Below are 15,992 nucleotides of genomic sequence, written 5' to 3'. Positions count from 1 at the left end.
AACTTAGACACTTTAAGTTCTTGATTTTAGTGTCGTAACATAGATTGGATATACTTTATTTGAGGAGCACTATGTTGGTGCACAACCCGAGCAGAGCCGCGCGCCGCACGCTGGTTATACTATCAGTAACGTGTGTTCTACTTGTAGTTTTCGGAGCCGTCACGGCTCAGGCCACCACGTACTATGTAGCCCCAACGGGCAGTGATTCTAATCCAGGCACATCGGCTAATCCGTGGCGTCACCCACAAACATGCGTCGCGGCGCGATCTCCGCTGGTGGCAGGCGACACCTGTCTCGTGCGCAACGGAACCTACACGGACACAGACGGCGATGGGATTGTGGTGTATGCCAGAACGACTGCGCCTCCCGGTACTGCGTCACAGCCCATTACCATCAAGAGTGAAACACCGCTTGGAGCCCGATTCGTCGTGCCAAGCATAGTGGGCGCTCTCAACGCTGGATTCCGTATCACCGTCCCATACTACATTATTGAAGGGTTTGAAATTGAAGGACCGCCCATTACTACCGGCAATTCGCACCACGGCATTACTTTGACACCCGGCGCCACCGGTTCAGTCATCCGAATGAATTCCATGCATGACCTTGGGAGGACGGTTTGCTCAACTACTAGTGTAAATACCGGTATGACCTTTCATGGTGTGGCCAACGTAGTAATCGAACGCAACCGGTTCTACACGATCGGCAGACTGCGACCAGGGGAAAATGGATGTGTTGCGTCCTTGGTCGATCACGATCACGGAATCTATGCGGGTCAAAACCCGAATCTGACGATTCGCTACAACGTTTTTTATGATATCAATCGTGGGTATCCGATCCACATATATAAAGAGGGTGGCTGCACGAACATTGGACTGTTCATATATAATAACGTGTTCGCTGATAGGAGCCCGACCAATAGGCCTCCAGGACAAATCCTTCTCGCTCATTCCCTAACCAACGTGCACATAAACAATAACATTTTTTATGATCCCCCGAAGGGGTATGGCCTTGACTTTTACCATGTCGGTCCTGTTGAAAACGTCACCGTGTCCCACAACCTGACTAACGGAACCGCGTCCGTCATGATCAACCCGAGCGGAAAACCATCATCTGGCTTGACCTATGAGGACAATATGTTCAATACCGACCCGGGGTTTATCAATGCTGAAGCCCGTGATTTTGCGCTGACTTCGAAAAGTGCCGCCCTCGATAGAGGAACCAACGTCGGGATGCCATTCAAAGGAAAGGCCCCAGACATCGGCGCTTTTGAGTTTTCTGAACAGGAGGGAAATTCACCGTTTCGTCCTGAAGGGTTGCAGATCCGCTGACTGCGCGACTGAACGTCCAGTTACTAACAACAAGTGCCGGGGTTATTCCAACCAGTTGGCCGAAAGTTGGCCGAAAATCGAATCATGGCTTTGCTATCAGGCTAAGGAACTGGCGCGTATTCGTACGCTGGTTGTGCTGTTGCTCGGCCAGGATACGCGCCTGTTTCCCAAGGCGAAGCCGCAGCGAATCATTGCACCTCAAGTTGTCAATGGCCTCAGCCAAGGCAGCAGGGTCATCCGCATGAACCAGAAGCCCTGTTTCGCCATCACGAACCAATTCCGGAATTCCAGCAACTGGGCAACTAATCACCGGTCTCCCTGTAGCCATGGCCTCCATAAAGACCGTCGGGATACCATCGATGTTTCCCGTCGTCGGATCCTTCCGGCAAGGCATGACAAACACATGACATGCCACCAACTCTGTCGCAACTTTCTCTTGCGGAATCGGAGTTTCCAGCTGAACCTGACCTTCCAGACCTAGGCGTGCGACTTGGTCAATGAGGGCTCCTCGCAACGGCCCTGCGCCAAAAACGTTCAGATGGAACGGAATGGATCGAGTTTTTAGAAGCGCGCACGCGTCCAGTAGAGTATCAACGCCTTTCTTATTTTCAAGCCTCGCAATACACAAAAGCCGGAGTTCCCCGTCATTGACCGGAGGTGACGCCTGCTCGTGGAAAAGATCCATAGGAATTCCCACGTAGACTCTGTGTACACGTCCACGATCAGCTATCGCTAAGCGATCACGGAGAAGATTTCCCCCATGTTCGCTGATTGCGATTACCTGGATGGCATGGCGAACCTTCCAATCAAGCGTGTCGTTACGCAATCTCATGGTCGTACAGTAGATATCGTACGCATGCGCAGTAAAAGAAAAGGGGATCCCGCTCACGACGCCGGCAATTCCCGCGCACGTGGCCGTGTGTGACGCAAAGTGCGCGTGAATACGATCGACGTGTAAACGAGTCAGCCACCAGGCCGTGGCCAAGGCCTTCGGCGCGACTGCGAGTATCCCCGCATGAGCGAATGGATTAAGGCCTGCCGACCAATGCAGCGAAAACAGCGTGCGAAGAACCTTCACGGGCCGGGTGAGCAGCATGGAAAGAGAGCGCCATAGGATCGTGGTGCTACAGAGACTGGCCGGCAACATATTCTCAGGCTTCAAGCGGTCGAAGATCCTGAACGGCACTTTGGATGGAGGTGTCGAATACAGCGGTACGACCACCAGGTCGTGCCCGGCTTCCTGCACCTCGATCATCTCGTTGTAAATGAATGTAGTGGGGGTTTGTGTCGGTATGACGTATGCTATGCGCATGATTCAGATACAGTTAACCTTCCCCTTTTGGTCACCGCACATCTCCCATCCATCTACTGATCCCGCACACACTACCTATCCTCCCAGCCTTCAGCCCGGTAGACCGTGAAGGTTTCCGCCCGCAAGCGATCGAGCCCGAATGCTTGCTCAGCTTTGATTCGACCTGCCTCTCCCATCCGGCGACATAGCTCCCGGCCTTCAAGAAGGGTGGCTATACGCTCGACGAGTGCGGGTTCGTCTCCTCTCGGCACTACATAACCTGTCTTACCATCCTCTACGAGATAGGGAATATCACCGGCATCTGTGGCAACAACGGCGCGACCACAAGCCATTGCCTCCATTATGACATTTGGGCAACCTTCTTCATCAGAAGTATGCACTAGGAACGCCGCACCGGCAAGCAAGTCTGGGACATCGCGTCGTGCACCCAAAAACCGGAATAGGTGTTCTATATGAAGATTCCTTACCATCGTCTCCAGTTCTTCCCTCAAAGGTCCTGATCCGACGTGGAGCACTTCAAGGTGCAACCCTTTTGAAGCAAGAAGAGTGGCAGCTCGGATTAAACGATCCCAGCGCTTCCCTACACAGATACTTCCTACTGCTAGGATATATCCCCGTTCAGGAGGAGGCCGAAGTGAAAACCGATCCAGATCGATCCCGTTTTGGATGACGTAGCTGCGCCGGGCTCGAAAGAGCACCGTCTCTTGCTTCGCATTCCGCTCACCAGTGAAGCTATTGAAGATCTGGGCTGACGGCCACCGCCCACAAAGTCGCCACAATACCCTCCCGCTTTCTCGGCGATCTAGGCTGAAGTTGCTTCGCACCGACCCGATAGGTATAGCTCCTGTACCTCGAGCTGCCCACCAAGCGGCTATATTTGTATAGAAGGTGTATGAATGAATCACCTCCGGTCGAACCATGGATACCAGGTTACACAGTGCTCGCAACTTGGCCAAACGTGTCCGGTTCTCTCCTACACGTATCACCGGTACATCGAGCGCACAAAGATCTTTAGCGTAATGGTCGTCAGGGGAATTACCCCATACAACCACGACTGGTTTGTAGCGCCCTCGATCCATTGATTGAATCAGATAGACAAGCTGTCGTTCTAATCCCCCTAGAGACAACTGACCAACCAGGTAAAGGAGGCGGCATTCTATCTGCTTATCTTGATCTCCTGTCATGAAGATGTTCCCCTTATGAGTACCCCTGCATTAAGATAATTCTGTGATGGTATAGTCAACTAGTGGTGACTATTTACTCTCAGAAGTTCTTACGGGTACGGGGTAGATTCGCTTCTTGTTTTGCTGAGGCCTTGACTGTTCAGAACACCGTCCACCAACGGGGTATTCAGACTCCGCCTCTGATGCTAGACGTGGCCTCAGTTTTGGGGCGGCCATATTGTTTCGCAGTAACTTGCGAGGCAGTCATCGCTCTCTGGAACGCATAAGCTTCGCTGGCACCGGCGGCCATACCAAATATCACTACTATCCATGGAGACAGAAACGCATAGTCGAGCATCATTACCTCGAGAAACGCGAACACGACCAACGGAGGAAGAAGTGCAGCTTCTCCCTCATTTACCCTCCACATGATACGGAGAGTTTCGATCCCTACCTTAGCTAAATAACCACTAAAGCACATCAGAGGAAGAATTCCTGCCCCTAGTGCGATATGGAGAAGCCCATTATGTGGATTCATAAGTCGACCATTCCTCATGACTTTGATATCTCCCAAGCCGTAACCGATCCATGGCGCATCGAGAAACCGCTCCATCCCGGCCGACCATAATACTTCTCTTCCCGTCTCCTCTGCTCCTCTGACAAAGTAGGAGTCAATTTCTTCATCAAACACGCCGGACATGTAGACAAGGCATATCAAGAGGACGAGCGAGAAGAGGGGGGCATAAGCGCGCTTCAGTACCGGCCGCAACCCAACGATACACCCTAAAACGATCCCCAACAATGGCGCGCGGCTAACCGAAAGCAGGACCATGTAGAGACAACCTACCGCAACAGTCCAGCAGGAAGCCCTGTAAATAGGCTTCTTCGAGTGGAGTCCCCAAATGACAAAATAAACAGTGCAGAAACCAAACCACATTCCCAGCGCATTTGGGTTCCCAATTCCTGTTCCGGAAGCCCAGGCTCGCACAGCCGTACCAGCGGAGCGCACTTGTATAAAGGGCACAGAAGCTAATCCAATCCCGACAGCCACTAGTGCAAAACGCTGCAGGAACCCCGGGCGTAGAGACAACGCCTGGGCAGTGATCATCATTGCAATCCATGCCACGAAATCAATACCTTCATGCCATGCCATGGCGGACCCCTCATGAAAAAGCAACTGTATTGCAATCACAAGGACTCCGGTCAATAAAGCCAATGCAACCGGTTTATACACCCGTATGGCGTGGGCATGAACGCTTAGAAAGCAGCCTACAGCGACTAATACCCATATTACCCCTCCCACCGAGGGGATAACGATCCCCCAGGCCTGCCCAAGGAACATGTAGATGAGGTTCACGTACCAAGCATACTCCAAGAAAGCCGGTGGACATGATGAAGCCGCAGAGGTCGTTCCCTCAAAGAAATGTGCACCTGCTCCTGATTCATTGCGGATCTTGCTCATCCTACAGTTCCATTTATCTTGTTATCTTGGCGTTTATGTTACTCGGTAGCCGCCGAGTGGACATAGCTGCAACAGCGGCTTCAAACGCTCGAACCGCCGAAGATGGGCTATGGACTTCTTCAACATGACGCCGAGCTCTCAGTCCCATCTCTTGGCGTTGCTCGGATGATGCCATGAGGGAGCGTACCGCTTCGATCGTTCCCTCCAGCGTATCGCCCATCTCTCCCAGTTTGGAGTTTCGAATCTTGCCATCGGGATCGATCTGCACACTTACGACCGGTGTTCCCGCCGCCCATGCTTCTAAGAAGACACTAGGAAATCCTTCTCCATCAGATGTCGAAAGAAGTAGACTCGCATCACTTATTGCATTTAAGGTCTCATCTGGATCTACATGGCCACGAAAGTCCACATTCGGCAGAGAGCGTAATTGTGCGAGGATGCTTTCAATTTCCTTCGCATCCCATAAATCAAAGGATGGCGCACCGCAGACGATGAAGCGGATCATGGGTAGTCGACGCGCAATTTCGATCAGGCGATCCGGGCGTTTCACCGGTCTGATGACAGCGACCCAGAGCACGGCTTCCTTTCGCTCGAAATGAGGCTTGACGGCACCAGGAAGCGGCACAATTCCGGGAAGCGGAAATGCTCTATTCCGCAACGGCGCCGCCAATTGATCACGCTGATCCTGATGTTGGACAAAAATGAGATTGGAACGTCGGAGTCCCCATACATAGAGAGGCCACCAATACTTTCTAAACTTCAACGCTATCCTCGGCTGCACGTCTCGGTCATGCATCGTTGAAAAAATCGTTCGAACTTGAAGCCATTGGGCGATCTCCGCAGCCGGTCCCCAGAGATGATCGGCACATTGCCAGAAACACCAATCCGGCCGCTCATTCTTCAGGAACGTATACCAATCCAAGAGAAAATGAGTTCGGCGGCTGAGACCGAGAAATTTTACTTCATCGATTACTCGTACCGTCCCTTCCGGCAAAGAATATACCCCTACCGTGACCGACCAGCCCGCATGCGCCAGCGCTCGCATGAGATGCCATCCGTACCGCTCAGCACCACCTCTCGCAGCCGGATCTCCGATCGCATATCCGTACACGATGTCATTTACGTACACAACTTTCATTATCCAACCTCGTACTGCAAATAAAGCGATTAGGAAGGTGCTCCTATCATGACCAGCTTCTCGGGAGATGCTTCATTTAATGCGACAATCAGATCTGAAATTTGCTGACGAGACGAGTACGCCTCGCAGGCTGCACGATTCGGAACGAGACTCTCAAGTGTCCTGTTCGACCAGGCGTCGAGAACTTTCTCGAAAATGGCACAGACCTCCCCTGGAGCCTCTGCGTCCGCTATCAGAAGGTTTCCGACTTGACTCAAAATACGGCGCGTTTCGTCATGCGGTACAATCCCGATAATCGGTCGTCCTGCTTGAAGATAGCCGAATAATTTTGCCCCAGCGACGAGTTCATGCCCTTTTCTATCCTGGTTTCGGCCCAATACCAAGAGAGCATGGGCCTCCTGCTGGAGCCGCCGAATCTCAGCACTTGAAGTGGGAGGAAGAATCTCAACCAAATCACGAAGCCCGAGTTCCGTGACTCGCTCCAATAGTTCCGGCACGCCCTCGCCAACAAACCGGAGCTGTAATCGAGTGGTACTCCTTGGATCTTTCTGTTTGAGCTGAACGAGACCTTCAAGCAAAGTATCGTAGCGATAACTCTTTAGGGTACCAGCATAAAGTACCCTGCAACGATCGCCCGGTGCATGGGCAAATGGCGCTACCTCGCCTTCAAACCCATTTGGAATGATATGAATCTTTGCTTTGTCCAATGCCGGGAATGCCTGTAAGTAGGATTGTGCGACGGATTCAAACATGAAAACCACCGCTTGAGCCTTCTCAAACAGTTGGGAGATCATGCGATTGTCTTGCCTCTTCGCCCAAGCGGGACGCCTGGCCTCACGCGGGTAGTACTCCAGACCCCAAGGATCCCGAAAATCCAACACATAGGGAATACCTGTCGCCATCGACGTGCGATAGGCAACCACACCGGCCGAGAGCGGTCCAATCGTGGCCCAAATCACGTCCGGCCGATCTTGCAGGCAGATCGCCATTGTTTTTCTCGTGGTTGGTCTTATCCATGGCATAGCAAGATCTGGACGATATACGCTGGCTTCTACTGTCCTGACTAACTCACGCAGCCTTGAACGCCAAGACAAATAGTGCTTTGCCACGACCTGCCGAGCTTCTTCGGCAGATGACCGAGCTAGTTTGGTCTCGAGCCGCACTCCACGCCAGGTTTGCAAAGCGCGCCAAGGATCGCGGCCCTTCACACGAACAATCTGCGAGCCTGGCGGCACCTGCTCGAGGAGCGGCGGATCGTATCGTTCGTGGTGATAAGGTTCACAGCAGATCACTGTCGCATGCCACCCTTTCTTCACCAGCTCTTTCAGAAAGCGCAGAGGACGGTAGACGGCTGCGTTCCCTTCGGGGGGGAAATAATAGGCAATCATAACGACTGATTTGCGATCCATGGGGATTCGTGTCAAGGCACCGTGAGATATGCTCAACGTAGAAATGTGAAAACAGGCGCGCTGAATTTGCCTGCTGCTAGTTATCCTCGCTTCTTACGCACAACTCTCGATAGGCCGCCGCCAATGTTTCCGGATTCCTGGCCTTACGCACATCCCAAAGTTTAAGCACCTGCCGACGGTAGCGCGATGTATCAGATGTGTGCAGGATCTGCTCAATAATAGCAGATAGCTCCGAGTCCTGATCGAAGAGGTGACCGATCTCACCATATTTTTGAAACATGGCCCTGACCGGAGGGATCCCTCTGGCAATGACGGGCTTCTGCCATGCAATCGCGTCAAGGAGAACACCGCTGGCCGAAAGGGTATAGTTTGCCGCCTCATAGGGCAAAACGATAAAGTGAAGCGGTGCGACTCCCCGAATGAACTCCTCTCGAGTCAGCTGTGCGGAAGCCGGTTGGGTGGTGAGCGCATCCGTTCCCTTTACACTTCTGCTTTCGTCCGGGCATCGTCCAATCACGTGAAACTCCGCGCGCCGCCCAAATTTCGCCGTGATCGTATTGGCGACCTCCACGAATAACGAATAACCTTTGCTTTTCAGCGCGGTCCCAAGAAATCCAAAGCGGATAGGGTCGGTGAGCGCTACGACTTCTGATGCTCCTTCGTTGGGAGAAATGGGATGCTCAAACGCTTCAATCCTTCCTTTTAGCTGCGGAAGGCTCGTCACAGCGTAGTCCCGTATGGATTCTTCCAGAACAAGGTATTGGATGCCGTTGTTTCCTAACAGGGTCAGCGCCGTATTCATATCTTGAAACCTGTACAGCGGATGCTTGCGCCGCTTACCAATAACTCCACTCATCCCGTGGAGCACTAGCTGCACCGCGGGATTCCCCGATTGGAACCATCGAGCGACTTTCATCGCCAGTACGGTTGACGGAAACGCTGACGTCAAGATCAGGCGAGAGGTCGAGTCCTGAGGAAGCTCTCTAAACAGCTGCCGAATGACGTTCAACTCACGGGGTAATCGTTCGCCATAGCTAGCCCCCGGCGGGATGGGTACGATGTGTTTCCAAAGGATCGAACCCGCGGCTGCCGGCCCTACTTGCGCCTTTAGCTGTTCTATATGCGTCGCAGCTCCATAGAAGGCCAGATCTTCCTTTGGAAACGCCGCCCGGATCGTGGCCAACAACCCCGCATTGAACGGAACGTGGGCTCCTCGGTCAAATGTGATCTCACAGATGATGATCATCAGCGTATGCCTTTGCCGCTCTATTCACACAAAAACAATACAGTGCGCCATTAAGGTTGGACCACATTCGCTTGAAACGAAAATGCCGTCCGATAAGCTTTGAAATGACACGTTCCACAAAATACACGGCTGGGTAGCGTCGCTGCGATCTCATCATGAGAATCGAGTTGACCCAGCGAACGAACGGCCACAGGCATGTCATGGACTTTGCCATGATCTTCTTGTCCGCCAGATACTGAAAAAACTCATCCCGCAGGGCTTTCCCATGCGGGATCGCGGGCGAAGGGAAAATAACTACCGACCCTTTTTTCTCTTGGCCAAAGAGTTGTCTGGGAACCCCGGCCTCTTCGGCAATTCGCCTGGCAATAGGCCGATCATAGGCCCTCCCCAATCGCCACCGGTCCAGCTCCGAGGATTCGGTAATATCGAGGATATCGCGCTTTCGTCTGGCTCCTACATGGGGCAAGGGAAGCTGGATAAAGCCGACAACCAATCGCCATTCAGCCATGCCCAACCCCCCAGAATCCGTTGAGTTAAGCTCGGAGCCGGGTAGCTCTTCTCCAAGCAACTCAGCTCTGGATGCTTTGGGGTACCATATTGCGCCGCCGTTTCCTGTCAGGAGCACGCTCACCCGTCGGATGTGCTTGCCGATCTCCAAGAGGTTTGCATCCTGGTTGTGATGGAGCGCACGGTAATACAGATGCTCTTCGTCGAATTCCTCGGCGAATGCCCGTCGATTGATGGGAATGCATGGCAGGCCGAGCAAACTACAGATCACGCTCCCATCATCATCCGGGTCCTCACCTTCGGCCTGATGGGCAAGAGAACCTACGCTCTTGGCTTTCGTGACGGTGAAACTTTTTTCAATCCCATACGCGCAGGCAAGCGCGTTCACCGCCGTGGTATCGTATCCAGTGGACTGAGTCGACAAGATCTCCAACGGTTCACTACGAGTTGAGTCTCGCGCATTCGCCGCCATGAGGGCGTAGTTATGCTGGAGATACTCACGGTAATCCTCGAAACGCGGGAACCTGGGAGGCATCCTCTTTTCAGACTCCCAGACCCTTTCTCGAGAGACATTTAGATTCCAGTACAGTTGACGCCGGACCGTACCATTTTTTGTCGGAATCTCCCGACGATAGTGGTTGATGCCGAGCATGATCGAATCACAGATCTGCGGGTATTCCAGATAGCGAGGGTCGAGGGAGTCTTCAATATATCCCAGCAGGAGCGGCAGAGAATTGGACACGATGACGCGAGAGCCCGACTCCTTATAGTACAAGGAATCGACCGTTGACGCGCTTGGGACGAATCGAACGGATTCCGCATCGAGAATTCCACCCGTTCCGAACACACAATCCGTTTCTCCGAAATCCCCATCCTGAAACGGACCGTTCCAAACTCCTTCTATGAAGTAGTTCGCACGAACCTCCACACAGGGGCCATGCAGGAGAGTGACGCTTCCATTGGTACGATCAACGTCCGACAGCCAAGCGAGCTTCGGCAAGGAAGGTTTGGCAATGGCTTTCAGTTCCATATTTCTTCCGGGAACTAGTTGTAGCAGTACCGTCAAAGAAAACGATGAGCAGCCCTATGCTTCCATGATCCATTTTTCACCTAACTTATCGTCCCAGATTTCAGGTCGCAGCTTCAATAGACCGCCGGTCGGGGTCAGCGTAAATTCCCCAAAGTATATTTTCCCTTCTATGTTGTATAGATCAATGCGCACAAAATCAAACCCTGCGGAGAGCTTTGATGCCAGCTCAAGCATTTGCTCGAAGTTCTTTGGTTTTTGGACAGAAGGTCGAGCGGCCTGCTCTCTGTAATAAAGGTCCAGTTGGTTCCATTGAGCGTCGAAGAACGGGTTGATATCGTGCGCATGATTGTCAACCTGGATCACCTCAGGTTGACCTCCAAAGCACCAGAATCTGTAGTCGAGGGGTCCGCTCCCGTCCTGAAATTTGAGATATTCCTCAATCATGATCCTCGGCTTGATATCGTAGTACTGGCCTTCCCGCGCGGACCAATAGTAATTCCTATTCAACCAGACAGCCAATTTGTCGATGATATCCCTTCGATCGGGAGCTCCCTTGACCACGATCACCTGCGCACTCCCGTGGTTGGTCTTAATCACGTATTCTTCAGGCAAGCTGTCGAACGGGATCATCCCCGGAGTTTCTCCATGCCAGAGGAGTTTGACCAAATACTCTTCCCCTATCTTGCTCGCCACATACGCTCGCGCTGAAAACTTATCCGACACCTGAGTAAAACGCGGAATCGGTTTTCGATTCAGCGAAAGCATTCTGCAAAACAGCTTCTCAGTAAACGTTAGCGGATTTGTCAAATTCAAGTGCCTACCATGCACTCGAACATATCGCTCCAACAGAAGCTGCTCACCATCAGAGCGCCGCAGGAGACGCCGCTTTAGATCTCGTAAATTGTCAAAGACCACGTAGCCCCAAGTATCGCGGACAATATTTGCAAGGCAGGAGTAGATCTTCATCAGAGCCCTTGATTCCAATACATCTTCTTCCAACACTGAGTTTCCAGCATCAGTGACCACAACAAATTTGGCTCCATATTTACAGGACCGACTCCCGTCAAAGGTCACAAACCTGCATGCCACCTGGAGAGGACATGACACACATTACTCGCAAAATACTTTCCTCCACGTCACAGCACGTTAAGTCCGAATAACGAACCAAAATCTTTACACAGTCCTCTTCAATGGAACTAAATGTTGATCCTTGAGAAACTGGAGTAACAGCTCGGCAGCCAGACGGTGGCCGGCCTGATTCCAGTGCCCCCCATGACTTGACCCGAACCCGTGTAGGTATTGGCCCGTTCTTGTATGGTGATCTCGAAAGGCCGGCATCAGCTTCAGAAACATGACCCCCTTCGCTTTCGCGAATTCCTCAAGCATTCTGTCCGGCTGCTCATAATCCAACTCAACCTCGTATTTATTCTTCAGCTCTTCACCCATCTGCGGATGGACTTGCTCGGCATTGGAGAGTCCAAGCAGTAGAAAGCGGCTTCCATTTGATTCAACAGTTTCCCTAAATTTTAGAATGACTCCCTCAGTAATCTCGATTGCTTCTTTCCACTGCTGAGTTGGATCAGACTGATAAATATTCAGATCCGAGAACAAGTCCAGTTTCTTGGCCCTATTGTCTCCGCCACTACCTCTATTGACATCTGCCGCGCCGGCCTGCAGGAGTTGACGCTTGAGGAGATAGATTCGTTCTGAGATCAGGCTCAATAGATGGGACTTGGCAATTAGCTCATTGAGCACTCGCTTAGGAGGAGTGAGACTTTCCTCATATGAGTCGACTAACGAACGGTCCAATGCGAGTTCACGCTTCTCATCAAACTGATAATAAAAGCCAACAGTTTCCCGATTCAGGAATCTCGAATTATTGCGAAAATCGTTTCCCGTGAAAAACGCCACGATGACAAGATCAGGATCATAGTGTAAACCGAAGTTTAAGTATCGCAAATATTCGTCTGCTGTTCCAAATCCTGATTGACCGAGTGCAAGAACCTCGAATCTTGTCGCCGACGCCTGCTCATTGAGAGCCTTCTCCAGTAGCGCTGTGAATGATTCTTCCAGCTTTACTTGTAATGCCTCTGTATAAGAATCACCGAGCACCAGGATTCTAAACACCCCAACTGGTTTATTGATGGTCCGTTCATAATCACGGAAGCCATGAGAGTTAAAGTACCCCTCCGAGAATCCCTCTTTTGTGTGACGATAATAGGCATGGGGGATGTAGGTCATCCCCTTTCCTGTCACAAACCTGGTGTTCGCCGGCACATTGAATTTCGTGAGCTTCAGCACAGCTTCGAACACACAAGCGATGAGGCCTAGCACCACGACTACAATGCCAAAATTGATTGCAAGCGTCTTATATTTGCCCACAAGAAGTATCTAACCTAAGAAAGGCCATCATGTTGAATGAGCCTACGTTCGTGGTGCAGACTAAGTTTTCACTCCGGACAACTCTTTTCTTTGTGTAAAATGGCGCGAATGATTTCCAGTGAACACCGACTGACAAGCGGCCTATCTCCACTATTTTCCTTTGTTAGATATCCATCTGAAAGTTGTGATACCCTTTTGATTAATTTTTTCGACTTAGCTTCGCAGCAACTCTTCTGTAGGTCTTAAGTGGGTTCAGAACGAGATCGATCAGTTCGGTTACCACTGGCTTAGCAACTTCTCCATAATTTAATTGATAGCCCAACCTGCCCAATTCATTTCGCTGAAATTGCCAAAATCCTGAGTCGACACCGTGCAACAGCTTGCCTCCGAGAAATTCGTAATACTTCTTCCACCTGATCCTGAAACATTGATCAAGCTCCTCGTCACTCAAGTAATTGCGTCCGTACTTGGTCAGATGTTCAAGCGTTGCGATATAATCGGTTCCAAATCGTTTGGAGAACGTGCTTTCCGCTTGAATATGTTCCCGAGTAAAAGTTAACACCTGATGCACAAATCCGAAATCGCGGTCCCTCAGAATATCGAAACAGATCTCAACGTCACAATGCCGGTTGGCTTCGTTATAAAATACAGGGCGCTTTCTCACCTCGTCGCAACAAATCAACGTCGATGTTGGTGACCCAAACACATATGGGCCTCCTAGAAAAGTATTCCGACAAATCTCTCGACCAGTCATGACGGTTGTTCCGTGCGGAATCCCATCCCAGGAGACCCATTCATTCCGGAGTCCGTAGGCACCCACAATGGCGACTGTTGGATGTGCCTCGGCAAGTTCAACCATTTGCTCGATACACTCGGCAAACAGCCAGTCATCCGCATGAACCATCTTGCAGTACTTACTCTCGGGGGCAATTTGCCTGAAGGCAATATTTCCATTCTGGTCACAGCCCACGAACTCGGAATTGTTATGAATGCGGATTCTCTTGTCCTTCTCCGCATACTGCTCGGCAATCACCAGGGTTCGATCGGTGCTGCGGTTGTTCACAATCACGTATTCCCAATTGCGGTAGGTTTGTGCCAACACGCTTTCGATACATTCAGCTAGATATTCCTCACCGTTATAAACTGGCGTGAGCACACTGACGAGTGGCTGAGGATCTTGGCTCTTCAACATCATGTCCCTCATGAATCACAGGGTAAGATAGAGCATTCTGAGTATCAGTCTAACAAATCGTACGATGATCGATCATCCTAGCAGCATGATACAGAAGTCCTCCAACTTCGCTCTCACGCCGCTCGGTAGTTCAACCTATGGCACTGAGTATATCTCTGTCCCTTCGCTCGCTGCGTCTTTGTTGGACAGGCTCTCTTGAATACCCTGCAGACTATTCTGATTCGGTTTGTGTCCCTCGAGAAATCGAAGGCTACCGAGCGACAAAATAGTTTTTCAACAGCTTGCTAGCGGAGATTGCGCTCGATCTTCTTACGGAATGCGCTGACGGACGTTCGTGCAGCAGACCATAGGAGACTACGTCCGACATCCGAGTTTGCAGGTTTCTCAACCTCGGGGTCGCCTCGTCTCGCTATCAAGCCAAATCTCGGCCTACCGGATCGTCTAAACCGCGGCCTTTATTTACCGTCTTCGGACTTCACGACCGTGCTCCAATTGAGTAATGGCCTTACCACCCCGGCTAACGACCCGGCATAATCACCCCGTGCAGAGTCGCCATCGGTTGTGTCAGTAATATGAAACGCCACCGCCTGGCGCACTTTGAATAACACTTCGTAAGGATCTACCCTATCGAGTGCTACATTGACGATCATTGTCCCTTCGGCAAGATAGTTTCCTGGGATCCAGGCAATGCTTTGGTAACGTCCCGGTGGCCGAACCCGTTTTCTCCATGCAGGATCTTGCTCGAGCGCTATAAATATTAACACTCCTTCATCATTATAGACATCAATGGCTGCCCTAAACTTACAACCAGGCTTCAACACTTCGTACTCGATCTCGATTCCAACCGGTCTTCGAATATCAATGTTATCGGTGTACTGACCATCATCGGTCCGGACTCGCACAGCGCACAACCTAGCGACCTCAGTTTTGGGCGCCTTGACCGGGTCCGGCCATTCTCGTATGGCCATGGTGCCAAGCCCTGAGTGCAGATAGGTCTTGACCACGTCGTGTGGAGAGCCATCAAGACGAAGTTTCCCATCCTCCAGATAGATCACTCTCTTGCAAAGCCGAGCAATGGCTTGCATGTTATGACTGACAAAAAAGATGGTCCTCCCCTGATCGGCTACTCCTTCCATTTTCCCCAGGCACTTCTTCTGGAAGTCGGCGTCACCTACCGCCAGCACCTCATCGACGATCAGAATCTCCGGCTGTAAATGCGCGGCGACCGCAAAGGCCAGCCGCAAATACATCCCGCTCGAATAGCGCTTGACGGGAGTATCGATAAATTGTTCCACCCCCGCAAACGCCACGATTTCATCGAACCTTTTGGTCACCTCTGCGCGCTTCATCCCGAGAATGGTTCCATTCAGGTACACATTTTCTCGTCCGGTCAGTTCCGCGCTGAAGCCGGTCCCGACCTCCAGGAGAGAGGACACCTGTCCATTGATCTCGATCCTTCCGTGAGTCGGTGCTGTGATCCGTGAGAGCAACTTGAGGAGCGTGCTTTTTCCGGCGCCGTTTCGGCCGATGATTCCCACCACCTCACCCTGTTTGACACCGAATGACACATCATTCAACGCCCACATGATATTGGAGACATCCCCTGCCGGATCCTGGCGACTAAACAGGGAACTGACCCGAGCCTCGATCCGTTCACGCAACGTCACGTACCGTTGTTTCCGAGCTCCGATTCTGTACATTTTCGAGAGATTCTCGACCCGGACAGCGATCTCACTCATATTGAATCTTCTCCACCGGGTTTGCGTTCACGACCTGGTTGAAATGATCGAAGAACAACGCGACTCGGAGCGCTGACAACGGAG

General features: G+C 51.6%; 12 protein-coding genes. 1 reads left to right on the top strand and 11 read right to left on the bottom strand.

What is annotated here, in order from left to right; genetic code table 11:
• Window positions 1-428: 428 nt before the first annotated feature.
• A complete protein-coding gene (locus H8K04_05315; GenBank protein ID UVT16973.1) occupies window positions 429-1,328 on the top strand; it encodes a right-handed parallel beta-helix repeat-containing protein in 900 nt (299 codons plus the stop codon).
• Window positions 1,329-1,410: 82 nt separating this feature from the next.
• Here the strand turns inward: H8K04_05315 and H8K04_05310 are convergent, their stop codons facing one another.
• The 11 genes from H8K04_05310 to H8K04_05260 all read right to left on the bottom strand — a co-directional run bounded on the left by H8K04_05310 (window position 1,411) and on the right by H8K04_05260 (window position 15,908).
• Window positions 1,411-2,640 (bottom strand): glycosyltransferase family 4 protein, encoded by a 1,230-nt coding sequence (locus tag H8K04_05310; GenBank protein UVT16972.1) that lies wholly within the window; start codon window positions 2,638-2,640, stop codon window positions 1,411-1,413.
• Window positions 2,641-2,711: 71 nt separating this feature from the next.
• Entirely contained in the window at window positions 2,712-3,419 is a 708-nt protein-coding gene (locus H8K04_05305; protein ID UVT16971.1) for a glycosyltransferase, read from the bottom strand.
• A 571-nt stretch (window positions 3,420-3,990) separates the two neighbouring features.
• Complete coding sequence (locus H8K04_05300) at window positions 3,991-5,265, bottom strand: O-antigen ligase family protein (protein UVT16970.1); 1,275 nt, start codon at window positions 5,263-5,265, stop codon at window positions 3,991-3,993.
• A 13-nt stretch (window positions 5,266-5,278) separates the two neighbouring features.
• Entirely contained in the window at window positions 5,279-6,403 is a 1,125-nt protein-coding gene (locus tag H8K04_05295) for a glycosyltransferase family 4 protein (GenBank protein UVT16969.1), read from the bottom strand.
• A gap of 29 nt (window positions 6,404-6,432) precedes the next feature.
• Window positions 6,433-7,812 (bottom strand): glycosyltransferase, encoded by a 1,380-nt coding sequence (locus H8K04_05290; protein UVT16968.1) that lies wholly within the window; start codon window positions 7,810-7,812, stop codon window positions 6,433-6,435.
• 76 nt (window positions 7,813-7,888) lie between these two features.
• Entirely contained in the window at window positions 7,889-9,058 is a 1,170-nt protein-coding gene (locus H8K04_05285; GenBank protein ID UVT16967.1) for a hypothetical protein, read from the bottom strand.
• Entirely contained in the window at window positions 9,042-10,595 is a 1,554-nt protein-coding gene (locus tag H8K04_05280; protein UVT16966.1) for a hypothetical protein, read from the bottom strand. Before H8K04_05280 ends, H8K04_05285 begins: the two co-directional genes overlap by 17 nt.
• A 54-nt stretch (window positions 10,596-10,649) precedes the next feature.
• Window positions 10,650-11,621, bottom strand: a complete 972-nt coding sequence (locus H8K04_05275) for a hypothetical protein (protein UVT16965.1) — start codon at window positions 11,619-11,621, stop codon at window positions 10,650-10,652.
• A gap of 147 nt (window positions 11,622-11,768) precedes the next feature.
• Window positions 11,769-12,977 (bottom strand): hypothetical protein, encoded by a 1,209-nt coding sequence (locus tag H8K04_05270; GenBank protein ID UVT16964.1) that lies wholly within the window; start codon window positions 12,975-12,977, stop codon window positions 11,769-11,771.
• A 199-nt stretch (window positions 12,978-13,176) separates the two neighbouring features.
• Window positions 13,177-14,169 carry a glycosyltransferase family 2 protein gene (locus H8K04_05265; GenBank protein ID UVT17874.1) on the bottom strand — a complete coding sequence of 331 codons (993 nt, stop codon included), beginning with the start codon at window positions 14,167-14,169 and terminating at the stop codon, window positions 13,177-13,179.
• Between the two features lie 455 nt (window positions 14,170-14,624).
• Entirely contained in the window at window positions 14,625-15,908 is a 1,284-nt protein-coding gene (locus H8K04_05260) for an ABC transporter ATP-binding protein (GenBank protein ID UVT16963.1), read from the bottom strand.
• Between the last annotated feature and the right edge of the window lie 84 nt (window positions 15,909-15,992).

It is taken from the genome of Nitrospira sp., from assembly GCA_024760525.1.
Classification (GTDB): domain Bacteria; phylum Nitrospirota; class Nitrospiria; order Nitrospirales; family Nitrospiraceae; genus Nitrospira_D.
The sequence above is the reverse complement of the archived record's forward strand: the minus strand, read 5'-3'. Positions and strand labels throughout refer to the sequence as shown.

What these genes read in the sequence shown, in the direction of transcription:
- H8K04_05265 (UVT17874.1), bottom strand. Translation starts at nt 14,169, where the DNA reads ATGTTGAAGAGCCAAGATCCTCAGCCACTCGTCAGTGTGCTCACGCCA.
- H8K04_05285 (UVT16967.1), bottom strand. Translation starts at nt 9,058, where the DNA reads ATGATCATCATCTGTGAGATCACATTTGACCGAGGAGCCCACGTTCCG.
- H8K04_05260 (UVT16963.1), bottom strand. Translation starts at nt 15,908, where the DNA reads ATGAGTGAGATCGCTGTCCGGGTCGAGAATCTCTCGAAAATGTACAGA.
- H8K04_05295 (UVT16969.1), bottom strand. Translation starts at nt 6,403, where the DNA reads ATGAAAGTTGTGTACGTAAATGACATCGTGTACGGATATGCGATCGGA.
- H8K04_05300 (UVT16970.1), bottom strand. Translation starts at nt 5,265, where the DNA reads ATGAGCAAGATCCGCAATGAATCAGGAGCAGGTGCACATTTCTTTGAG.
- H8K04_05290 (UVT16968.1), bottom strand. Translation starts at nt 7,812, where the DNA reads ATGGATCGCAAATCAGTCGTTATGATTGCCTATTATTTCCCCCCCGAA.
- H8K04_05280 (UVT16966.1), bottom strand. Translation starts at nt 10,595, where the DNA reads ATGGAACTGAAAGCCATTGCCAAACCTTCCTTGCCGAAGCTCGCTTGG.
- H8K04_05310 (UVT16972.1), bottom strand. Translation starts at nt 2,640, where the DNA reads ATGCGCATAGCATACGTCATACCGACACAAACCCCCACTACATTCATT.